This is a genomic window from Hohaiivirga grylli, assembly GCF_039655745.1.
GTDB lineage: Bacteria > Pseudomonadota > Alphaproteobacteria > Rhizobiales > Beijerinckiaceae > Hohaiivirga > Hohaiivirga grylli.
In genome coordinates, this window is record NZ_JBBYXI010000001.1 from 265,496 (window position 1) to 288,122 (window position 22,627).

General features: G+C 48.2%; 23 protein-coding genes. 6 read left to right on the forward strand and 17 right to left on the reverse strand.

Annotated features, from left to right (window positions below):
* Positions 1-26: 26 nt before the first annotated feature.
* Together WJT86_RS01170 and WJT86_RS01175 are read right to left on the reverse strand one after the other, a co-directional pair.
* Complete coding sequence (locus WJT86_RS01170; protein ID WP_407066887.1) at positions 27-563, reverse strand: ActR/PrrA/RegA family redox response regulator transcription factor; 537 nt, start codon at positions 561-563, stop codon at positions 27-29.
* A gap of 143 nt (positions 564-706) precedes the next feature.
* Positions 707-2,071: an ActS/PrrB/RegB family redox-sensitive histidine kinase gene (locus tag WJT86_RS01175; RefSeq protein ID WP_346335664.1), complete on the reverse strand. Its 1,365-nt coding sequence runs from the start codon at positions 2,069-2,071 to the stop codon at positions 707-709.
* Positions 2,072-2,206: 135 nt separating this feature from the next.
* On the opposite strand from WJT86_RS01175, the gene WJT86_RS01180 reads away from it, so the two are divergent.
* A complete protein-coding gene (locus WJT86_RS01180; protein ID WP_346335665.1) occupies positions 2,207-2,950 on the forward strand; it encodes a M48 family metallopeptidase in 744 nt (247 codons plus the stop codon).
* On the opposite strand, the gene WJT86_RS01185 is transcribed toward WJT86_RS01180, so the two are convergent.
* Complete coding sequence (locus WJT86_RS01185; RefSeq protein ID WP_346335666.1) at positions 2,941-3,633, reverse strand: sulfate transporter family protein; 693 nt, start codon at positions 3,631-3,633, stop codon at positions 2,941-2,943. The two genes, WJT86_RS01180 and WJT86_RS01185, sit on opposite strands and share 10 nt — an antisense overlap.
* A 281-nt stretch (positions 3,634-3,914) precedes the next feature.
* Here WJT86_RS01185 and WJT86_RS01190 point away from each other — a divergent pair, with 281 nt between their 5' ends.
* Positions 3,915-4,409 carry an SH3 domain-containing protein gene (locus WJT86_RS01190; protein ID WP_346336266.1) on the forward strand — a complete coding sequence of 165 codons (495 nt, stop codon included), beginning with the start codon at positions 3,915-3,917 and terminating at the stop codon, positions 4,407-4,409.
* A gap of 8 nt (positions 4,410-4,417) precedes the next feature.
* Here WJT86_RS01190 and WJT86_RS01195 read toward each other — a convergent pair whose 3' ends face one another.
* Positions 4,418-5,101 (reverse strand): ArsR/SmtB family transcription factor, encoded by a 684-nt coding sequence (locus WJT86_RS01195; protein WP_346335667.1) that lies wholly within the window; start codon positions 5,099-5,101, stop codon positions 4,418-4,420.
* 74 nt (positions 5,102-5,175) lie between these two features.
* Between WJT86_RS01195 and WJT86_RS01200 the strand changes: the two genes are divergently transcribed.
* Together WJT86_RS01200 and WJT86_RS01205 are read left to right on the forward strand one after the other, a co-directional pair.
* Positions 5,176-5,505, forward strand: coding sequence for an NIPSNAP family protein (locus WJT86_RS01200; RefSeq protein ID WP_346335668.1), 330 nt, complete (start codon positions 5,176-5,178; stop codon positions 5,503-5,505).
* Positions 5,502-5,846 (forward strand): antibiotic biosynthesis monooxygenase family protein, encoded by a 345-nt coding sequence (locus WJT86_RS01205; protein WP_346335669.1) that lies wholly within the window; start codon positions 5,502-5,504, stop codon positions 5,844-5,846. Before WJT86_RS01200 ends, WJT86_RS01205 begins: the two co-directional genes overlap by 4 nt.
* A 16-nt stretch (positions 5,847-5,862) precedes the next feature.
* On the opposite strand, the gene WJT86_RS01210 is transcribed toward WJT86_RS01205, so the two are convergent.
* Positions 5,863-6,765, reverse strand: a complete 903-nt coding sequence (locus WJT86_RS01210) for a D-alanine--D-alanine ligase (protein ID WP_407066903.1) — start codon at positions 6,763-6,765, stop codon at positions 5,863-5,865.
* Positions 6,766-6,901: 136 nt separating this feature from the next.
* Positions 6,902-7,516, reverse strand: a complete 615-nt coding sequence (locus tag WJT86_RS01215) for an acetate uptake transporter (protein WP_346335671.1) — start codon at positions 7,514-7,516, stop codon at positions 6,902-6,904.
* 390 nt (positions 7,517-7,906) lie between these two features.
* Here WJT86_RS01215 and WJT86_RS01220 point away from each other — a divergent pair, with 390 nt between their 5' ends.
* A complete protein-coding gene (locus WJT86_RS01220; RefSeq protein ID WP_346335672.1) occupies positions 7,907-8,677 on the forward strand; it encodes an MBL fold metallo-hydrolase in 771 nt (256 codons plus the stop codon).
* 30 nt (positions 8,678-8,707) lie between these two features.
* Entirely contained in the window at positions 8,708-9,670 is a 963-nt protein-coding gene (locus tag WJT86_RS01225) for a GlxA family transcriptional regulator (protein ID WP_346335673.1), read from the forward strand.
* Here the strand turns inward: WJT86_RS01225 and WJT86_RS01230 are convergent.
* The 11 genes from WJT86_RS01230 to mutM all read right to left on the reverse strand — a co-directional run bounded on the left by WJT86_RS01230 (position 9,660) and on the right by mutM (position 22,469).
* Positions 9,660-10,691: a GIN domain-containing protein gene (locus tag WJT86_RS01230; protein WP_346335674.1), complete on the reverse strand. Its 1,032-nt coding sequence runs from the start codon at positions 10,689-10,691 to the stop codon at positions 9,660-9,662. The genes WJT86_RS01225 and WJT86_RS01230 overlap by 11 nt on opposite strands.
* The gene (locus tag WJT86_RS01235) at positions 10,688-11,014 is read right to left on the reverse strand and encodes a PadR family transcriptional regulator (RefSeq protein WP_346335675.1); all 327 of its coding nucleotides are present in this window, start codon (positions 11,012-11,014) and stop codon (positions 10,688-10,690) included. The genes WJT86_RS01230 and WJT86_RS01235 overlap by 4 nt, the downstream gene beginning before the upstream one ends.
* A gap of 135 nt (positions 11,015-11,149) precedes the next feature.
* The gene (gene gyrB / locus WJT86_RS01240; RefSeq protein ID WP_346335676.1) at positions 11,150-13,576 is read right to left on the reverse strand and encodes a DNA topoisomerase (ATP-hydrolyzing) subunit B; all 2,427 of its coding nucleotides are present in this window, start codon (positions 13,574-13,576) and stop codon (positions 11,150-11,152) included.
* Positions 13,577-13,784: 208 nt separating this feature from the next.
* The gene (locus WJT86_RS01245; RefSeq protein ID WP_346335677.1) at positions 13,785-14,396 is read right to left on the reverse strand and encodes a LysE family translocator; all 612 of its coding nucleotides are present in this window, start codon (positions 14,394-14,396) and stop codon (positions 13,785-13,787) included.
* A 79-nt stretch (positions 14,397-14,475) separates the two neighbouring features.
* Complete coding sequence (gene recF, locus WJT86_RS01250; RefSeq protein WP_346335678.1) at positions 14,476-15,621, reverse strand: DNA replication/repair protein RecF; 1,146 nt, start codon at positions 15,619-15,621, stop codon at positions 14,476-14,478.
* A gap of 147 nt (positions 15,622-15,768) precedes the next feature.
* On the reverse strand, positions 15,769-16,887 hold the full coding sequence (dnaN, locus tag WJT86_RS01255; RefSeq protein ID WP_346335679.1) for a DNA polymerase III subunit beta: 1,119 nt from the start codon (positions 16,885-16,887) through the stop codon (positions 15,769-15,771).
* A 221-nt stretch (positions 16,888-17,108) separates the two neighbouring features.
* On the reverse strand, positions 17,109-18,575 hold the full coding sequence (dnaA, locus tag WJT86_RS01260) for a chromosomal replication initiator protein DnaA (protein ID WP_346336267.1): 1,467 nt from the start codon (positions 18,573-18,575) through the stop codon (positions 17,109-17,111).
* Positions 18,576-19,449: 874 nt separating this feature from the next.
* The gene (gene rpsT, locus WJT86_RS01265; RefSeq protein ID WP_346335680.1) at positions 19,450-19,713 is read right to left on the reverse strand and encodes a 30S ribosomal protein S20; all 264 of its coding nucleotides are present in this window, start codon (positions 19,711-19,713) and stop codon (positions 19,450-19,452) included.
* 235 nt (positions 19,714-19,948) lie between these two features.
* Positions 19,949-20,740: a TSUP family transporter gene (locus tag WJT86_RS01270; protein WP_407066904.1), complete on the reverse strand. Its 792-nt coding sequence runs from the start codon at positions 20,738-20,740 to the stop codon at positions 19,949-19,951.
* Positions 20,740-21,513: an enoyl-CoA hydratase gene (locus WJT86_RS01275; RefSeq protein WP_346335682.1), complete on the reverse strand. Its 774-nt coding sequence runs from the start codon at positions 21,511-21,513 to the stop codon at positions 20,740-20,742. Before WJT86_RS01275 ends, WJT86_RS01270 begins: the two co-directional genes overlap by 1 nt.
* Before the next feature lie 116 nt (positions 21,514-21,629).
* Complete coding sequence (mutM, locus tag WJT86_RS01280) at positions 21,630-22,469, reverse strand: bifunctional DNA-formamidopyrimidine glycosylase/DNA-(apurinic or apyrimidinic site) lyase (protein ID WP_346335683.1); 840 nt, start codon at positions 22,467-22,469, stop codon at positions 21,630-21,632.
* Between the last annotated feature and the right edge of the window lie 158 nt (positions 22,470-22,627).

Here is a 22,627-nt window from a genome sequence, read left to right on the forward strand (position 1 = left end):
CAAACCGGGCTTATCAGTTCATTTCATTAGCGAGGGGCGCGCTTCGCCAAAATACGCTGTAACGTTCGGCGATGCATGTTCAGACGACGGGCTGTTTCAGAAACATTTCGGTTACATAGCTCGTAAACACGCTGAATATGTTCCCAACGAACACGGTCGGCTGACATTGGGTTTTCAGGTGGTGAGGCCTTGCCATCACTCTGGGCTGTCAGGGCAGCTTCGATTTCATCAGCATCGGCAGGCTTTGCAAGATAATCAAATGCGCCGAGTTTCACAGCTGTCACAGCTGTTGCGATGTTGCCGTATCCGGTGAGAATAACACCCCGGGCGTCCGGACGGCGTTCTGAGAGGCGTTCAATAACCTGTAAACCATTGCCATCGCCAAGGCGCATGTCAATGACAGCAAAAGCAGGAGCCATGTCATCAATCAGGGCGATACCTTCTGCAACGCTTTCTGCAATTCTCACGCTATAACCGCGAGCTTCCATTGCCCGTCCAAGACGGCTTGAAAACGGCTTGTCGTCGTCAACAATAATCAGGCTTTTGTCTTGAACAGAATCCATTTCTGCTCCAGCGGTGTTACTTTCCGTCACAGACCCCTCCATGATTTTATTTACTACTCTGTAATATGGGCAGAAACCATTAATATCAATTGTTGTCATCGATATGGCAGTTAGTTTCAGTGATTACTGTTAATGACAATCTATCAATGAATTAAATTCTGGTTTGTTTCCTGTTCAAAATCATGCCGTTCCCAGACGATACGGGTTACCGCACCATGGTCAGGTGGAACAGCATTTGAGAATGTCAATATCGCTCCAGAACGTTCAATCAGTGTCTTGGTAATGAAAAGTCCTAAGCCTAAGCCACCACTTTCACCTGTTGCATGGTTTGTGTCCCTGTTATGGGAGCGCGTGGTGACATAAGGCTCTCCCAGGCGGGAAAGGACATCGGGTGCGTAACCTTGTCCGTCGTCCCGAATTTCAATGCTGACAGTGGATTCATCCCAGTAGGCGGAAATTGAAACATAGGTTTCCGCATAGTCGAGCGCATTATCAATAATATTCGTCAGGCTGAAAATAAGCGCAGATTTGTTGACGCATCGCGGCTCTTTACCAATACCGGAAATATCAATGTCAATTCTGGTATCGGGTGTCTGCAGAGGCGTAACGGTTTCTTCGATGAGGTGACGTATTGTAACCGATGATAAAAACTCACTGCTATCTTCATTGCGACCAAGGGATGTTAACTGACCGAGAATTTCACGACACCGAACAACCTGCTCACGCAGCAGTTCCAGATCCGCTTTTGTATCCTTGTCGTGTGACGGGTTATTGCTCAGCTCTTTCGCAATCAGGGCGATGGTTGCCAGTGGTGTTCCCAGTTCGTGGGCCGCGGCAGCCGCAAGGCCATCCAGACGTGTCAGATGCTGCTCACGTTCAATAACCAGTTCCATGGCAGAAACGGCACCTGCCAGTTGCCGGGCTTCTGCACCCACCTGCCATGCATAAATACTGATGAAGACCATGGAAATAAATAATGAAAGCCAGATACTTGAGATAAAAAGAAAGGGTAAGACCGGCTGATCTGAATAGGGATTCCATGGAAGTGGTTCATGGATGAGCGCTAGTAGGGTTGTACAGCCAGTTGCAATCAGCCCAAGTACCAATGTGCGTTCAGGGGAAAGCGCTGTTGCTGAGATCAGGACAGGTGCAAGAAAGAGAATGCTGAAAGGGTTTTGCAGACCACCTGTCAGATATAAAAGTCCGGCAAGCTGAAGAATGTCAAAAGCCAGAACAAGAGTAACAGCACTCTGGTTCAGCCGGAAATTGGTTGGCAGCCTGAGCTTTAGAAAAATATTGAGTAAAGCTGAGAGGGCTACGATGTAGAGGCAGAACCAGAAAGGAAACTCAAAGCCAAAACCGAACTGAACACCAAGTACAGTGATAGTCTGCCCAAAAATTGCAAGCCAGCGTAAACGTACAAGCGTGTTGACCCGCATATTCTGGATGCCACGGGAATAATCAGGAAAGATATTCTTGAAAATACTGATCGCAGAAAAGAGACCCATTATTACCCGATCCTGTTATTCGGCAGCTAAAGTTGTACCTTATATGCTATGTATTACTGCGTTTGTACAATCTTATGGTGACAAATTCACCAATAACCGCTGACAACAACGATTTTGCAGGGCAGATTACATGTCATGCGATTCGCTTTGTTCAAAAATGAAGCTTCTGACCCGTCTCATATTGAGGTGACGTATGGGGATGAAGTCTACAAGGTTATGATTAAACGACGGCCAGCGGCCCGCCGTGTGACTTTGCGTGTTTCAAGTGCGACCGGTGAGGTTGCCATGACTCTTCCTGAGAAAGTCAGTATTTTATCTGCAAAGCGCTTTGCTCAATCTCATGGAGGGTGGATCTCGACACGGGTACATCGTCTTCCCGAGATTATTGCCTTTAAACCAGATGCTATTATTCCTCTGCGCGGTATTCCGCACCGGATCATTCGACGGACAACACCACAGATGCCGACAGGTATTTTTGAAAGTGTTGATAATGAACGTGTGATTGTTGTTTCTGGTGATGCGGAGCATACACCACGTCGGGTCAAGGAGCTTCTGCGCCGTGAAGCACAACGTGATCTTGAGGCTGCCGTGGTAAAATATACTGAAGAGCTTGGGGTTAAGGCACGTAAAGTTGCTTTACGCGATACAAGAAGCCGATGGGGGTCCTGTTCAAGCCAGGGAGGCCTATCCTTCTCCTGGCGCCTGATAATGGCCCCGTCCTATGTGCTTGACTATCTTGCAGCCCATGAAGTTGCACATCTTCTGGAAATGAACCATTCGCAACGGTTCTGGAAGATCGTCTATCAGATTTGTCCGCATACGGATGAGGCTGAGAAATGGCTCAAGAAGAATGGAGCCAGCTTGCACCGTTATGGCTGATAGCTGATTTGGTGATTAAGTTTTTTATGGACGTGAACCATAAGAGCAATCCCAAACAGGGGTGTCAGCAGGTTGAGAATTGGAATCATCAGTAAAAACGCCATCAGACAGCCTGCATTGAAGACTGCCAGACTGTTTTTCTTACGCAGTGCCGCAGCCTGTTTTGCCGGCATGAAGCGGCTGGCTGATAATTCAAAATATTCACGGCCAAGCAGATAGGCATTGGCAACGAAGAATACGACAAGATTAATAACAGGCAGAAAGAAGAGCGCGAGCGCGAAGAGATTCACGATCAGCGAAAGCACGGCAAAACGTATACCGCTCAAAGTTGACTGAACAAGTGGAGCTGGCGTTCCCGGAGCATCAGTTGGGAAATCACTTTGTTCAACAATGCTGGCTGCATCGTCAATAAAGAAGCTTGCAACAACCGCCGTGATTGCCGGGAGCAGATAGATAAACAGAAGAAACAGGCCAATGCTGCTGACCAGTACAATATACCAGTCAATTGTTGGGTACTGTGCAGTCAGACTGTGATTGGCGAGCAGGTAAGTGAAAAACCAGCGTATTGAAGCCCATAAGACAGCCAGCAAAACGACAGTTAAGCCGAGTGATTTCCAGAGAATTTTGCGGAAAGCAGGAGAAAAAACCTGACGCAGAGCCAAAAGGGCAGCATGAAAGAGCATTAATTGATCACTTTGTCCGAATTGATGTACTGTTTTAAACCTGTGAGAGAGTTAATTATAGAATCTGTATAAAACAAGCTCTTACAGCGGAAGAATTCAGATTCTTTCACGTCATGTTAACTTACATGGGGCCAAATAGAGATAATAATCCTATAAGTATCTCTGCTGGGCTTCTCCGTGTTCTTGGAGATTGAAGGCCGGGTAGGTACTGAGACTTCAGATTCGTGAGATATCAGATGCGTAAACACGTCGTTCTTGCCAGCGTTCTTGCTGCCTTTTTCATGGGTACAGCCTTTTCCCATGCGCAGGAGACGGGTGGAAGAAAAGGAACGGGTCTTCCAGTGCCACGTTATGTCAGCCTGAAGACAGACCGTGTAAATCTGCGTGAGGGGCCATCAAAGGATCACCGTACAGCCTGGGTTTTCCAGCGTGCCGGTCTTCCTGTTGAGATTATTGCCGAATACGAAAACTGGCGCCGCATTCGTGATTCTGAAGGGACTGAGGGCTGGGTTCTTCATTCATTGCTTTCTGGGCGCCGAACAGCTTTAGTGTTGCCCTGGTCCAAAAACAAAAACGAACAGATCCCGCTGGTCTCAGATCGAAACGAGCGTTCAGAGGTTGTAGCCCGCATGCAGCCGAATGTTATCGTGAACGTCAAGAAATGTGACGGTACATGGTGCCGGGTTGCCGTTCCAATTCCGAATGCCCGTGATAATGACGGTTATATCCTTCAGGAAAAACTCTGGGGTGTCTATCCCGGCGAGAAGGTTGAATAACCACGGCTTTACGGTGTTTCGTCAGGGAAGTACTTTTTGAACTGCTCAAGCCCTTTGGGTGTGAAAGTAATGGTTCTTCCCTCGCCGCGCCTGATCCATTGCTGATCAAGCATTTTGCCCATGATAGCCGCACCAAGTGCGCCGCCTAAGTGATGGCGCCTTTCACTCCAGTCAAGGCAATGCAGGCATAAAGGACGGCGGCTCTGTTCAAGAGTTACGATATCAATGCCAAAGTCATCAAAAAATACACGTCCCTGATCTGTCAGGGTAATTCTGTCGCCAGCGGCAATGAAACCCTGTTTAGCGATGCTGCGCAGCATCGTGACACCATATTCGCCAGCAAGATGGTCATAACAGATACGAGCTTTACGTAAGGCCGTATCTTTTGGGCCGGTTCTGACACGTGTTGCGCCTGTTTTCTGGGCAAGGTCAAGTAATGCTTCCAGAACGATTGCGATTTCTTCTCCTGCCAGCCGGTAATAGCGGTGTCGGCCCTGCTTTTCTGCGGCCAGAAGATTGGCATCCGCCAGTCTGCTTAAGTGACCACTGGCTGTCTGGATCGTAACACCTGCAACATTAGCAAGCTCGCTGACAGTCAAAGCACGGCCGTCCATCAGGGCAGACAGGATATTAGCGCGGGCCGGATCGCCAATCAGGGCCGCGACAGTTGCGATAACAGGACCTTCTTTCATACTTCGATCATAACCGAAATATGCAAGTTTATAAAAGGCTAAAAACGACAGGCAAACAACTGGAGTTTTGAGCAATGATTACCTGTTTTATCCGTTATGAAATTGACCCGTTCAAAAAGGCTGATTTTGAAGAGTACGCACGTAACTGGGGAGAGGCTATTCCCAGATGTGGTGCTGATCTGATTGGTTATTATGCACCACACGAAGGTTCAAGTACGGTTGCCTATGGTGTCTATAATATTGAAAGTATGGCAGAATATGAGCAATATCGTCATCGTTTAGCGGCTGATCCATTGGGTAAAGCCAATTATGAATTTGCCAAAGAGCGGCAGTTTATTCGTCGGGAAGAGAGGCTGTTTTTACGCCTTGCTTCAGGAGTGCGCACATTGGTAGGGAAGTCATGATCGCAGTTATTTTTGAAGTATGGCCGGCTGAAGGAAAGATGCAGGACTATCTGGGCATTGCAGCCAGCATTAGATCTGAGCTTGAGCAGATTGATGGTTTCATTTCTGTTGAGCGGTTCGAGAGTCTGACGCAGCCGGGCAAGATTCTTTCATTATCTTTCTTCCGGGATGAGCAGGCGGTGAAAGAATGGCGTAACCTGCCGTCCCATCGTAAGGCACAGGCGGCAGGCCGACAGGGTGTCTTTGCTGATTATCGGTTACGCGTGGCTCAGGTTATCCGTGATTACGGAATGACAGAACGTGCCGAGGTGCCAGAAGACAGTACGGCGTATCATCTCTGAGATAGCGTATTCTGTTTTAATCAGTCTGGGCGTTTTCAATCAGGATGCGCATGAGGCTTGGGAAATCAATGCCGACATGTGCAGCCTGTTCCGGCGCAAGAGATGTTGGCGTCATGCCCGGCTGATTATTGACCTCGAGGAAAACCGGCTTGTTGGTTCTCTTGTCGAGAATAAAATCACTGCGTGAGATACCGCGGCAACCAAGTGCTTTATGAATCTTGAGTGATGCACTCATGCAGGTATCCAGAACATCCTGAGAAACACGTGCTGGCAGAATATGATTGGAGCCGCCGGGAGCATATTTGGCTGAATAATTATAGAAAGCATCCTTTGCCGGAACGATTTCCGTTACTGTCAGGGCACGATCACCTAAAACAGTACAGGTCAGTTCCGTGCCATCAATCAGTTCTTCCAGAAGAGCCCGGCCCTTGAATGGCCATTCGCCTTTCTTGAAAGGATGCTCAGCCGGATCGCGAACAACGAATGTATCAATGCTGGAGCCGTCATTGACGGGTTTAATGACGTAGGGCTCAACCGGAGGCTCCGCCCAGAACTCAGCCTCATTGACCAGCTTACCCTTGGCGATCGGAATACCGATATCATCGGCAATCATTTTCGTCCGGTTTTTATCCATAGCCAGAGCAGAAGCAGAGACGCCTGAATGGGTATAGGGAATGCCAAGATAGTTTAAAACACCTTGTATGGAACCATCTTCGCCGAGTGGTCCGTGCAGGGCATTCAAACAAACATCGGGCTTGGCTTCTTTCAGTTTTTCCCAGATATCGCGGCCGACATCAATTTCAACAACATCATAGCCAGCCTGCTTCAACGCCACGGCACAGGCTGCTCCACTGGAGAGGGAAACATCTCGTTCTCTGGATAATCCGCCTTTAAGTACCGCAACCTTGGTCATGATAATAAACCTGCTTTAAGTCTGTGAGAGACCGATTCTAGCCCATGAAACCTTCCATAGACTTAACGAATAGGCACAATGCAGGTTTCTAACAAAAAACGGGCCCTTTATGGGCCCGTTTCTGCATATTATGTGCAAAGCCTTAAGCGATGCTGACCTTGCCAACTGCTGAAGCTTTTGATGCTGAAGACAGCTCGCCGACTGGCAGAATTGTACGACCGAATGTTTCATTCAGGACAAGTGCCATGGCAAAATAAATAGCACTGGCGCCGCAGAAAATACCTTCATAACCAGCGATAATACCGATCATGTGGTTGCCTGTCAGGTTATGAGCGGCAAGAAGCGCAAAAAGGATAACCAGACTGCCAAAAACAACCTGTTTGGCAATGGGATATTTCAAAGTACCAATGAACAGGAAGAAGGTGAACACGCCCCACATGGCAAGGTAGATACCCATGAAGGCAGATTCCGTTACACCTGTTGCACCCATGCTTGGCAACATCCAGATGAAGCAAAGTGTCAGCCAGAAGAAGCCATAGGATGTGAAGGAGGTTGTGCCGAATGTGTCACCGTTTCTATAGCTCATGATACCGGCAATAACCTGCGCTGCGCCACCATAAAATAGACCCATGCTGATAATCATGGCGCTGACCGGGAAGAATCCGGCATTATGGATATTCAGAAGAACGGTTGTCATTCCGAAGCCCATCAGTCCAAGCGGGGCTGGATTAGCTTTTTTATTCGTTTCGTTAGTCATTTTTCTTCTCGGTCACGGTGTATCGCCCCCCTTAAAGAAGGCATCTGATACTCACTGATTGTGGAATTTAGAATGATTTTTCACAGCACTTCTTAAGGTGCCCTCTCCTATTGCCGGGATGCCCCTTTGTTTGCAAGGAAATGGCTTCCTTCTTATGAGTTATCCGCAGAAATGAAGAAATTATCGTTTAAAAATAGTAACTTAGTGCAAATTTATGCACTACTGGCAAAGACTTTGCGGCTGCCGTGCAATATTTTGCATTTCCATTTTGGCCCGATATTTTCTATAACTGGCCTTCAGGTCACTTTTGGATTAGCTTCCATTAAATAATAATTAGCTCATTAAGGCCTTTGCGAAGGCTCGTATGAAACCTTAATGGGACAATAGAAGATGTTTATACGGCAAATACGTAACGCAACATTGATCATTGAATATGCCGGGAAAAAATTTCTGGTAGATCCAATGTTATCTGCGAAAGGGACCTATCCCGGCTTTCCAGGGACGGCAAATGATCATCTTGCCAACCCCTTGGTTGATCTGCCTGCGCCTGCAGAACAGCTGCTCGATGTTGATGCTGTTATTGTTACCCATATGCATCTGGACCATTGGGATGATTTAGCAAAAGAGATCATTCCAAAAGACATACTCATGTTTGTCCAGAATGAAGAGGATGCCGTCGAAATCCAAAAATCAGGTTTTACAAATCTGCGTGTGTTGTCTGAAGATACCCATTTTGACGGTATTTGCATGACAAAGACTTCGGGCCAGCATGGGAGTGATGAAGCACTTGATAAATTAGGTGCTAGACTTGGGCATGTCTGCGGTATTGTTTTCTCTCACCAAAACGAAAAGACCCTTTATCTGGCAGGAGATACTGTCTGGAACCAGTATGTTGTCAGTAATCTTGAGACCTACAAACCGGATGTTGTGATTGTAAATTGTGGTGATGCTCAAATTCCGGGGCTAGGGTCAATCATTATGAATGCATCTGATGTTGAGCAGGTATGCCGTAAAGTACCTCAGGCAACTGTCATTGCGAGCCATATGGAGGCCGTCAATCATTGCATGCTCTCCCGGAAAGAATTGAGAGAATTTCTTATCGAAAAGGGATTGGAAAAGCAGGTTTTGGTGCCTGATGATGGTGAAACCTGCCAGATTTAGGTTGAAAGAGCGGGCTGAGAGGAAAGAGATATGTCATTACCAACGGTAGCCGTTGTTGCATTTAACCATTTCAGCCCATTCCACTTTTCTGTTCCATGCATTGTTTTTGGTAATGTGCTTGCAGGTACAAAGCTCTTTGACCTCAGGATTTGCGCGGGTGAAGAAGGACAGCTTCATTCAGATATCGGGTTGCAAATTCAACCAGATCATGGGCTGGATGAGCTGGGATCAGCAGATATCATAGTTATTCCATTTTGGCGGGCCCCGTCTGAGCGACCAAGTCAGAAGCTGCTTGATTCGCTTAATCAGGCACATGAACGTGGTGCCTTAATTGTCGGGTTATGTCTTGGTACCTATGTTCTTGCTTATGCCGGGTTGCTTGATAACCAACGGGCGTCAACACATTGGGAGTTTGAGCAGGATTTCGTGTCCCGCTTCCCGGACGTCATTCTGGATACGAATGCCCTTTATATTGAGAGCAACAGACTGATCACTTCCGCAGGTACCGCTGCAGGTCTTGATTGCTGTCTTCACTTGGTGCGCCAGTTCTATGGCAGTAAGACGGCAAATAAGATTGCTCGACGATTAGTTGTACCCCCACATAGAGAGGGTGGTCAGGCACAATTCATTGAACAGCCTGTGCCTGTTTCAACGCAGGATGCCCGTATTAATCAGCTACTAGATTATCTTGGCCAGAACCTGAATGCCCATCATGATCTGGATTCTCTTGCTGCATGGGTCAATATGAGCCGGCGCTCATTCACGCGGCACTTTTTAAAAGCGACTGGAGAAACAGTAGGTGACTGGCTGATTGCACAACGGTTACGACGAAGCCAGCTTCTGTTGGAAACAACGTCATATTCTATTGAAAGAATAGCAGAGCTTGTTGGTTTTCAGTCAGCTGTATCTCTCCGGCAGCATTTTAAAACAAAATTTGAAATTTCCCCGAAGGAATGGCGGCGAAATTTTCGTGGTGAAGAGGTTATTTTATAAGGGTACCATCTGCAAAGCGGATATCACCTTTACCGTCTGTCGTGGTTTCGATGACTGGTGGATGGGTAAGCAGTTTGACATCCCCTCTGCCTGACATGGTGATGATAGCTCGTTCTGTTGGCGCGATGGTTGCGTCCCCCATACCGTTAAGATTTACAAAAGTTTCTCTCTGGGAAAGCTGACCGATATCAATCTCACCTGTCCCTTTAATGTTGATACGGGCATGATCAGTAAATCCGGTTGCGATGATATCACCACTGCCCTCGACAGAAAGATCAAGCTCGGATTGCTGAATATTCTGGAGATGAAGCGTTCCGCTGCCGATCAGGAGCCATTTGGGAATGGCAGGTCCTTCAAGCTCAAGCTGTATTTTATACCGGCTGAAGAATCTGACTTTGAAGGGGCTGTGCAGTGTTTCGCTGTTAAGCTGCAGATGTTCCATCAGCCATGGATATGTTTTGATGGTCGCTTTTGGATGGGCGGCTGGTTTCCAGCTGACATCGGCTGCAACGGCTATCGTCATGCTCTGGCCGGGGGACCATAACAACTCCTGTTCGATCAGGGTATCCGTATCCAGTTTTTTCCTGTCGCTCACAAACCGATATATGAAGGTTGTACATACGATTGCGAGAATAAACAGAGCGATATCAATTAGTACAGATTGCAGACCAGCTGCTCCGGTCAGTCCGGTAAAGCCGGCAATGATAACAAGAAATGCCATAAGAAGAATTGGACCTGCATAGGGGATGAGCCCAATGAGGCCGATTTTGACTAAAACAGCCTGTGTCATGAAGACAGGGCTGAAATTTCTGCTTTGTCGCACATTGAAATAATCCTGCAGGTACTCTCTGGCCAGAAGGTCTGGATTGCCGAGCGCTTTTGCTGTTTCTGCTTCGCTTCTGCCTTCAGCGGAAGCCTCATCAAAATGGCTCCTGTAATCACCGAGGAACTCATCTCTGACCTGTATCGGCAGACTCCTGAGACTGGTTTCAAGTTGAGCAAGAAAAGCTGCTCTGTTCATGATTTTTCTCCAAGAATATTGCCAACAGCTGCTACGAAAACATTCCATTCCTTTTTCTGATTGCTCAGATAAAGACGGCCTTTATCGGTAATGCGATAATACTTTCTTGAGGGACCGTTTTCCGATTCACAAAGATAACTTGTGACATATTCTTCGTTTTGCATCCGACGCATCAGCGGATAGATCGTGCCCTCGCCCATATCAATCGGGCCAGACAGATTTTTGACAATGTCATAGGCATAGCAATCCACCTGTTCGAGTAAAGCCAGAACGCAAAGATCAAGAACGCCTTTTTTCAGTTGTACCGAAATTGAACCGGACATGGAGTAAACCTCTTTTGAGGGTATATATAACAAGGTATCTTGTTATGCAAGGTATATATTAAAAATACTTCTTTAGGCATAAAAAAGGCCGGTTCTTAAAGAGAACCGGCCTTTTAAGATTAAGATTTTTTCAGATTAAACGTCGAGGTTTGCAACGCTCAGAGCGTTTTCCTGAATGAACTCACGGCGTGGTTCAACGACATCACCCATCAGCTTGACGAACAGGTTATCAGCCTCTGATGTTTCCTTGACGCGAACCTGCAGGAGTGAGCGGACATCGCGGTCAAGCGTTGTTTCCCAGAGCTGCTGGGCCGTCATTTCACCCAGACCTTTATAGCGCTGGAGCTGAAGACCACGGCGGCCTGTTGCCATGACAGCCTGGAACAGGCTGGTTGGGCCATCAATCAGTATGGAATCTGATTTGCGAACCAATGTGGCCGGCTTGCCGTAAACGTCCTGCAGTGATTTTGCACGTTCATCAAGGCGTTTGGCTTCCGGACTCTGAATCAGAGCTTCATCAAGGATGCAGACCTGTGTCACGCCACGCAACGTGCGTGAGAAGACATAGCCGCCATCTTTAACTTCACCTGTCCAGCCGCGTTCCATGTCTTCTGCAATGGCATCAAGACGTTTGGCGATGTAATCGGCAGCTTCTTTACCCTTGACCGGATCTTCAACCACATCAGGACGCAGGGCGCTGGCAATTGCTGCCTGCTCAACAGCGACGCGATCATAGCGGGAATGCAGGTTACCGATAACATGACGGACAAAACGGGATTCGTCGATCAGGGCTTTCAGCTGCTCCCCCTGGAACTCAAGACCACTTGAGAGCTGTAGCGATGCACCATCAATACCCATATCGATCAGGTAATCTTCAAGTGCGCGTTCATCTTTGAGATAAAGCGATGATTTACCGCGTGATGCTTTATAGAGCGGTGGCTGGGCAATATAGAGGTGCCCACGCTCAATCAGTTCCGGCATCTGGCGGAAGAAGAATGTCAGCAGCAATGTACGAATATGCGCACCGTCGACGTCAGCATCGGTCATGATGATGATGCGGTGATAACGCAACTTGTCGATGTTGAATTCTTCACGTCCAATACCGGTGCCAAGAGCAGTAATCAGCGTACCGATTTCCTGACTGGACAACATTTTGTCAAAGCGGGCACGTTCAACGTTCAGGATTTTACCACGCAGTGGCAGAACGGCCTGGAATGAGCGATCACGCCCCTGCTTTGCAGAGCCGCCAGCCGAGTCACCCTCGACGAGGATGAGTTCGCACTTGGATGGATCACGTTCCTGACAGTCGGCAAGTTTGCCGGGAAGGGATGCGATATCGAGTGCACCCTTACGGCGTGTCAGTTCACGAGCCTTACGGGCTGCTTCACGAGCGGCTGCGGCTTCAACAACCTTGCTTACAACCGTTTTAGCTTCTGCTGGGTGCTCTTCAAACCAGTTGCCAAGGGCTTCATTGACGATGCCTTCAACCACTGGACGCACTTCAGATGAAACCAGTTTGTCTTTGGTCTGGGACGAGAACTTTGGATCTGGCACCTTCACCGAGATAACAGCAGTCAGGCCTTCGCGGCAGTCATCGCCAGTGAAAGAGACTTTTTCTTTCTTGGAAATGCCTGAGCTGTCAGCATAGCTTGTAACCTGACGGGTCAGGGCACTGCGGAAACCGGCAAGGTGAGTACCGCCATCGCGCTGCGGGATGTTGTTGGTGAAGCAGAGGACATTCTCGTGGTAGCTGTCATTCCACCACATCGCAACTTCAACAGTGATACCGTCACGCTCTGACTGCAGAACGATCGGAGCAGAAATCATCGGTGATTTGGCACGATCAATATAGCGAACGAAAGCCTCGGTACCACCTTCGTAAAGCAGCTCTTCCTGTCGTTGCTCTGAGGTACGGTTATCCGTCAGGATAATCCGGACGCCTGAGTTCAGAAAGGCGAGTTCGCGTAGACGATGCTCAAGGGTAGCATAGTCAAACTCGATCATCGTGAAGGTTTCCGGGCTTGGAAGGAACGAAACTTCCGTACCTTTCTTGTCCCCGGCATCACCTGTTACAGCAAGTGGTGCAACAGAATCACCATGGCGGAATTCCATTTCATGGACTTTGCCATTGCGATAGATTTTAAGGCGCAGCCATGTGGAGAGTGCGTTGACAACCGATACACCGACGCCGTGCAGACCGCCGGAGACCTTATAGGAATTCTGGTCGAACTTACCACCGGCATGTAGCTGGGTCATGATGACTTCGGCAGCTGAGATACCCTCTTCAGAGTGAATATCGGTTGGAATACCACGGCCGTTATCGGTGACGGTGCAGGAACCATCAGGATTCAATGTCACGGTAACGCGGGTTGCGTGGCCAGCAAGTGCTTCGTCGATGGCGTTATCGACGACTTCGTAAACCATGTGGTGCAGACCGGAACCGTCATCTGTGTCACCGATGTACATTCCCGGACGCTTACGGACAGCATCCAGGCCTTTCAGAACCTTGATAGAATCTGCACCATAAGACTGCTGAGCTTCATCACGATTGGCTTCGGCCATTCGGTATTCCTTGATCTACAAAACTAAAATTGATTCGTGTCTGTAATCTAATGATCACGACAAGAAAGATCACGTAGAAAAGCGCTTTTTTTCAGGGAAAACCTTTTGTTTCCCCTATAATCAGCACTCGGTTTTTATTTCAGTGACGATACTGTCAGAATATATGCTGGTTGAGGCTATAATATGACTTTTAAGAAATATTTTTTACTTAACGCGCCACAATCATAGCCGCAGCGCCAGCCATGATCATGCTGGTGCTGCGCTGGAAAATGCGGACGGCAGAACTCTGCTTGAAAGCCTGTTTGATACCGGCTGCAAGCAAGACATATGAACCCATAACAACAAACAGTGTGAAAAATATCGTTGCAGTGAGGATGCCATAGAGCTTGAAGCCAACGTGACCAATATCAATCAATGTTGGCAGTATAGCCAGATAGAACATTATGGTTTTTGGATTTGATAGGGCGACAGACAAACCAACCCAGAAGCCAGAAGCCTTCCTGTTACTGGTGTCTTTCATATCAATCTGCCCAGCAGGCGCATTCCAGAGCTTCCATGCCAGATAAGCCAGATAGGCGGCGCCAACATATTTGATTGCCAGAAAAACAACCGCAAAAGTTTTTGCAATGGCAGCAAGGCCGAGAATTGCAACTGACAGCCAGATGATATCACCGGCAATAGTCCCCAATGTGACCAGAAGTCCGGCCTTAATGCCATGGCTTAGCGTGCGCGCAATCACGGTCGCAACTCCGGGTCCCGGGACCGCAGCTGCAACAGCAAGTGTCAGCAGAAAAACCGTATATCCATAAAGGCTGATCACGATAGAAACTCCACCGCTTTATTGCGGGTTATAAGGGCTTGCTTATACGCCGATATATGAGATTCGAAAAGGGGAGTTTTCAGGTCTGGGCTGTGACAGTTCCGTCAGCCACCCGATAGATATCCGCCTCGCCTTTGAGATCTTCAAAAAGCACAGGATCTGCGCCTGTCATCCATACCTGACCACCCAGTTGGTTAAGTGCCTGATAGAGGGCTCTGCGGCGTGCCGGATCAAGGTGAGCGGCAACTTCATCAAGTAAGACAAGAGGCGGGGAGCCGTTCATTTGAGAGATAAGGCGTGCCTGTGCAAGAATAAGCCCGATTAACAGGGCTTTCTGTTCTCCAGTTGAGGCAATATTGGCTGGGATATCTTTGGGTCCATGTCTGACAAGCAGATCTGAGGCCTGAGGGCCGATTAATGTTCGGCCGGCCGCGCGATCCCTGGCCCGGTTGTTGCGCAGAATCTGGCGATAATGATCTTCGGCATCAACAGCAGCCATCTTTGCAACCATTTGATCAATATCGCCGCTCAGTGCAATTTTTGCGAATGGGAAAGGAGCAAAGCTCTCATGCTCTCGATCAATCAAAGCTCCAAGACGTTCAACGGTTTCGCGGCGAGCAGAAGCAACGGCAATGCCAACTTCGGCAATTTCACGTTCAATTGCTTCCAGCCAAGTGGGGTCAGGAGTATTTTCCTCCAGCAGACGGTTGCGGTTGCGCAGTGCGCGCTCCAGTGCATTGACGCGGGCACCATGTTCCGGGTCTACAGCCAGTACAAGACGGTCCAGAAAACGACGGCGATCACCGGCGGCGCCTCGAAAGATGGAATCCAGATCCGGTGTCAGCCAGATAATCCGCAAAAACTCAGAAAACCTTGCTGCTGATGAAACATTCGCTCCATCAATCCGACAGATTCGGCCAATGCGCTCCTCTCCAAGGTCAAAGCCCGTGCCAAGCCGATGTTCGCCAAAGGCCGTTTCAAGACTGATAGAAATAGCATGGGGGCCTGAACTGTTATGCCTGACCATCTCGGAAAAATCAGCGCGGCGTAATCCTCTTCCAGGCATGAAGAGGGAAAGGGCTTCAAGAATATTGGTTTTTCCTGCTCCATTTTCACCCACCAGAGCGACAAGCGCGCGCTTTGGCGCGATATCGAGATCTCGATACGTGCGAAAATCATTAAGCGTCAGACGCTCAATACGCGGGAGGGGCAGCGGAAAATCCACCGATAGCCTTTCTATTAATAGACGAGATCGCGTCCGAATCATTCCTGTCGTTGTTATAAGCTTTTACAGGCTTCAAAAACAGCGGTTGGTACAAATGAAAACGGCGAAGCATAAGCTTCGCCGCTATAATTCATAACCCGGTTTCTTCTAGACGCGCATTGGCATCAGCACGTAGAGGGCTGGCGCACCCGGGCGATCCTGAATCAGGGTTGGAGAACCGGAATCTGCCAGTTTAAATACAGCAGTGTCACCTTCCAGCTGGCTGGCAATATCAAGAAGATACTTGGCATTGAAGCCGATTTCAAGATCGGAAGATTCGTAATCTGCCTCAATTTCTTCCGTCGCCGAACCGGCATCAGGGCTGTTAACCGAGAAGGTCAATTTGCCATTTGCCAAGGCCAGTTTAACAGCGCGACCGCGATCTGATGAGATGGTGGAAACGCGGTCAACAGCACGGGCAAATTCCTGACGGTCAACAATCAGTTCTTTGTCGTTTGCAGCAGGAATAACGCGCTGGTAATCCGGGAAGGTACCGTCAATCAGCTTTGATGTCAGGATCACACCGCCGAATGTCAGGCGAATTTTTGCTGATGACAGTTCGATAGAAACTGTTTCATCACCATCTTCGAGAAGCTTCTGGATTTCCGTAACAGCCTTGCGCGGAATAATGATGCCGCTCATGCCTTCACTGCCAACAGGGGCTGGCAGCTCAATACGGGCGAGACGATGGCCGTCTGTTGCAACAGCCCGTAGAACCAGTGCGCCTTCGCTTTCAATGGTGTGGAAATAGATACCATTGAGATAATAGCGTGTCTCTTCTGTCGAGATGGCGAATTGTGTCTTTTCAATCAGGCGTTTGAGATCAGCAGCGGGGAGCTGAAAGCGGTTGCTGAGATCACCGGCTGCGAGATCCGGGAAGTCGCTTTCAGGCAGAGCCTGCAACAGGAAGCGTGAACGGCCTGAACGCAGCTGCATCTGACCAGTGTCACCGGTCAGCTCAAGCGAAATCTGGGCGCCATCCGGTAACTTGCGGACAACTTCATAAATGACGTGAGCGGGAACAGTTGTGGAACCTGCTTCAATAACTTCAGCTGGAATTGTCTCTGTAACTTCGATGTCCAGATCGGTTGCCTTGAGGCGAAGACCTGTTTCTTCAGCACGTAGCAACACGTTCGACAAGATCGGAATGGTATTGCGACGTTCTACAACGCGGTGAACGTGGCCGAGGGCCTTGAGCAATGCTGCCCGTTCGACTGTAACTCTCATGATCCGGTCCATAATTTTCCGAGCGGATATGCTCTGTATTTCTAGTTAAATATCGGCTGATTGCCGAGAAGAACTTGCCATACATTGGCGAAGCTGCGCGCTAAACGCAAGAGCCAGTTAACGAGTGATTAACGATAAAAATACAACTCGAACGAAAGCAGGGCTCTCTGCTGAAAGAAATAGGGCGGCTTTCGTGACCGAAAACCGCCCGGAATATCAAATTATTCCTGAAGCATCCGCTTTAGGAGTTCGACCTCATCACTGAGGGCTGTATCCTCATGAAGCGCTTTCTCAATCTTACGAACAGCATGAAGAACTGTTGTATGATCACGTCCACCAAAACGGCGGCCAATTTCTGGCAGTGATCTCAAGGTCAGGATTTTTGCAAGATACATGGCAATCTGGCGTGGTTTTACGACAGCTGCTGTCCGTCGTTCTGATAGAATATCTGAACGGGAAACATTGTAACGGCTTGCAACAAGCTTCTGGATGTCTTCGATCTTGACGCGTTTTGGTTCACGATTGCGAACCAGATCACGGATTGCAGCTTCTGCTGTTTCAAGCGTGATCGTTGAACCTGTCAATGTGGCATGAGCCAGAAGACGGTTCACAGCACCTTCGAGGTCTCGGCCATTGGCAGTGATCGAACGGGCAATATAAGAAATGACATTGGCGCTCACTTCAAAGCCCGGATGCAGTTGCTGCAGGCCAGAAATGCGTGTTGTCAGAATCTGCTCGCGAAGCTGCTCATCAAGCGAACCAACTTCAACCACCAGACCACCAGCAAGACGGGAGCGGACGCGCTCATCAAGCGATTCGAGTTCTGTTGGTGGACGGTCAGCTGCAACAACAATCTGACGACCCGCATCAATCAGTGAATTGAGTGTGTGGCCAAATTCCTGCTGGATTGATTTGCCCTGAATGAACTGGACGTCATCGATGATCAGCAGATCAATGGCACGAAGGCGCTCTTTGAAGGCCAGAGATGTCTGGGCCTTAAGAGATGAAACAAAGCCATACATAAAACGGTCAGCTGTCAGATAAATGACGCGACGGCCGCTGTTACGGACTTCGTGGCCAATGGCATGAAGAAGGTGGGTTTTACCCAGACCAACACCTGCATGCAGATAAAGCGGGTTATAAAGGAGCGAACCGCTCTGGTTACGTGCAATACGCTCAGCGGCAGCATGGGCCAGATTATTGGAACGGCCAACAATAAAGCTCTCAAATGTCAGACGTGCATCAAGCGGAGCTCCCCCAAGCTCGTTTGTTTCACGGTCTTCAGCTGATTGAGGAGCCTGGGGCTTCGTATCATTGCTGATAATCGGCTTAATATTTGAGTTTGGGAACCGTGCAGGTTCTCCGGTGCGGCGCACAGCCTGTGGCATTTCTCGCGCAGCAGTGCCGCGGACGCTTACAGAAATACGCTGAACATCTGATGCTTCAGTACGATAGACGCTCAGAACACGGTCGGCATAATGGGCTTCAATCCAGCTTTTCAGAAAGCGGGTTGGAACAGAAAGGTGCGCGCAGCCCTTTTCATCAATTGTTTCGAGTTCAAGCCGGCCAAACCAGCTTGCATATACATCTTCTCCGAGCTCCGCACGCAATCGGCGTTTGACACGTGACCAGATATCCGCTGCAGAACGCTCCGCCATTTCGGCATTATCTGCCTGGCTTCCCGTCATGCCGGCGGATGTGCTTTTTTGCTCATTACCGCTGGTCTGTTGCATCAAATTTCCTTTCTTCTTATTGGCGCGTGTTCCCTGACCGACACATTTAAAGCTGATAATTGTCAATCAGGCGCAATACCATCCGAGCCGATGTACAGAGTACAGCAGCACACATAGTAAAAATAAACAGAAGTAGCAGACTTAGAAAAATCTACTCAAATAACACCCACTCAAACACAACCAGTTTTACACATAGTTACATCAAAGGGGTGCTGCCCACACTTATAGATCGTGTAAATACTAATTCTTTTGTTTAGAAACACGATACACCCTCTCCACAAAACACCTCCCTAACTTAGAAACGGTTCGTTTCTTCGCTGGAGCCGCCGTAGTAAGGAAACACTACACAGTGCATTCATGGGGTGCAACACGATTCATTTAAATTTTGCGATTTTTGCGATTTTTGAAATTTTTTGCTCACTGCGTCAATTTTGAAAAATGTCTGTGAATCCAGTCGTTTCATGACATGCTTGGTGGTTTTTTTGGAAAATTTGATCATTAAAAAAATAAAAATATTGCGCAGCTGAATCTGGCAGATTCTGACCTGATTCTTATTAGTTGGCGGCTCTTGCTGACTAACAAATTGATATTTAAAGAGAATATTTGTGCGTTTTCAGATTTTAATGACTCCGGAAACAGCAGGTTTTGATTCAAAAATTGTCAAGGAGAATGAAGAGAGAACATCGGGCTGAAAAATGAGAATTTTGACTATGTGACTGAAATGCAACATAAACACGTGGAATAACTTACCATACGTCAACTTAGTATTTGCTCAGGAATTTAGATAATAAAAAACCCGGTCGAAACCGGGTTTAATAAGCTTATTCTATCAGGCCAGAGCCTTGATCCGGTGCGTAAGCCGGGAAACTTTGCGGGATGCTGTATTCTTAGGAAGAATACCTTTTTGAGCAGCACGCATAATTTCTGGTTCTGCGGCGCGCAGGGCGCTGATTGCGGTATCCTTGTTGCCTGAAGCAATCGCTTCTTCAACACTACGGATAAACGTCCGCATACGGCTGCGGCGTGTGCGATTGATCGCGGTACGCTTCGCGATCTTGCGGGTCATTTTCTTGGCCGACACGGTGTTGGCCATGGCGCGTCCTCACTTAAGCTGTTCACGCCTACCAGGTCATTCGTTGGAATTTCCGTCGGTTCGGCGAAAAGGTGGAAACTGAATAGCCCGCGTGATATGTGGGCTTATTGCCGGGCTTTATAAACGTGAACCGTGTTTGCGTCAACGGTATGAATCGCAAGAAATTCAGAAATTGCCGACTCTTAATTAGAAATTGCTTAATCCAGTGCCCAGATGGTTATTTTTATGGCTCAGTTTAGCTGAGCCAGCCCACTATAATGGCATGTAATGGATTTGCTGGATCCATAAGCAATTTGCTTGCCATGGCACAGCAGACAATAACAAGCAGAGGCCGGATAAGCTTTGGACCAATACGCATGGCAAGACGGGAGCCGATCTGTGCGCCAAGAAATGCACCTACAGCCATTGTCAGGCCAATGGGTAGAATGACGTAGCCTTTAATAGAAAAGACGCAGAGGCTGGCAAAATTGCTTCCGAAATTCAGAAGTTTGGTATGAGCGGTTGCCTTGATAATGCCAAAGCCGAGCAATGTGACAAAGCCCAGCATATAAAAAGAGCCGGCACCTGGACCGAAAACACCATCATAAAACCCGACAATCAATGGAATGGTAAAGGTGAAGGCACCAACAGACATACGGGCTCGTATTCGCGAATCTCCCAAACCTCGAGAAAGGGCAAAATAAAATGCCACAACAACCAGCAGGACCGGGATCATGAATTGCAGCCAGTAGTTGGGAATAATCTCAACACTGAAGGTACCCAATATGCCGCCCGCAGCTGAGATAAGTGCGAGCGGAAGCGCTGACTTCCATTCAATCAGTTTTGCTCTGGCAAATGCAATCGTCGCAGAAAAAGAAGCCATGCACCCCTGTAACTTGTTTGTCCCAAGGGCGTGTACGGGATCAAGCCCCGCTATAACCAGAGCAGGGACAGTCAAAAGACCGCCCCCGCCTGCTATTGAGTCAACGAAACCTGCAAGAAAGGCCACAGCCCCTAAAGACAGGAGTACGTAGAGATCAAGTTCAATCACTTGTTTTTGAACTCGGGTGTACGCTTCTCAACGAAGGCGCTCATACCCTCTTTCTGGTCAGCCGTTGCAAACATGGCATGGAAGACCCGGCGTTCAAACTTAATACCTTCGGTCAAAGTTGTCTCGAAGGAACGATTGACGCTTTCTTTTGTCATCATGGCAATAGGAAGTGACATGGAGGCGATGGTTGCAGCCGTTTTCAGAGCATCCTCCAGAAGATTGTCAGCCGGAACAATACGGGAGACAAGTCCAGAACGCTCTGCTTCTTCTGCATCCATCATGCGGCCAGTCAGGCACATTTCCATGGCTTTTGCCTTACCGATAGCTCTTGTAAGGCGCTGTGTTCCGCCAGCACCTGGCATTACGCCAAGACGAATCTCGGGCTGTCCGAATTTGGCATTGTCGCCTGCAATGATGAAATCGCACATCATGGCAAGTTCATTACCACCACCGAGGGCAAAGCCGGCAACGGCTGCGATGATTGGTTTACGGCATTCAGCAACTGTTTCCCAGGCGCTGATAAAATTCTCAAGATAGCTTTCAGGATATGTCTTGTTCTGCATTTCTTTGATGTCAGCACCGGCAGCAAATGCCTTTTTTGAGCCAGTAATAACGATACAGCCGATATTCTTGTCCGCCTGAAACTTCGTCAATGCATCATCGACTTCAGCAATCAGTTGTGCTGAAAGCGCATTAAGCGCATCCGGGCGATTGAGAGTAATCAGCCCAACCTTGTCATGCGTCTCGACAATAATATTGCTGTAGGTCATCGACGTCTCCTTCAAGTGATCATCCGGAGCATAAGGCTCCTTCAAAAGTCAGTTACCGTATATGCCTTTTAAAATAGAAAGTCAGCGGTAAGTTAGTTTGAACACTGGCATGTTAGCTATATTTTCTGACATGTGGGACAGAAAAAAGTCGAACGCCCGGCCTGTACGATTCTATGAATGTGTCCTTTGCATTCTGGTGTCGGGCATGGATCACCTTCATGATCGTAAACCTGAAACTGATGCTGAAAGTAGCCAAGGGTGCCGTCTGTCTGCGAATAGTTTCGTAGAGTTGAGCCACCTGATGCGAGGGCCTCATTGAGTACGTCACGAATGGAGATTGAAAGAACCTCAGCTTCTTCAGCTGTTAGTGAACCGGCAGGTCTTTCAGGATGTATACGTGTCCGGAATAAAGCTTCGCAGACATAAATATTTCCAAGCCCGGCGATCAACCTTTGATCAAGAAGGGCCGTTTTCATAGGTGTTTTTTTGTCCGCGAAGAGTTGCTTTAAGACTGGTCCGGAAAGCTGGTTGCCCAAAGGCTCTATGCCAAGATGGCTGAGATGCTTTGATGTCTCAAGCTGATCGGATGCAACAATATCCATAAAACCGAAGCGTCGAGGGTCATTATATATAACAGTGTAACCATTGGCGAAGCCGAATACGACATGATCATGCTTGCCAAATTCCGCAACAGGTTTCTCTGGAGGTAGGACACTGAAACTTCCGGACATGCCCAGATGCATGATGAGTACTTCTTCAGATGAAAGATGAGCAACCAGATATTTCGCGCGGCGATCAAGTGAAAGGATATCTGTGCCGACCAATCTTTGGCTGAAATTTTCAGGAAATGTGAATCGTAAATTGGCCCGTCGTTGTCTGACATCCGTAAAACGGCTGCCTTCCATGGCAGCAAGCAGGCCACGTCGTGTTGTTTCTACTTCCGGTAATTCAGGCATTTTGACTCATAATTTGCTGAACTTTCGCCTTAAACCACGGTATTTTTGTATCAATACGGTAAATTGAGGCGTATTAGGATATTTTACGAATAGCCATGTGAAAAGCTATCCGTTAATAACAATACAGGTTAGAGCTGGGTCAGACGTATCCTGTCAAC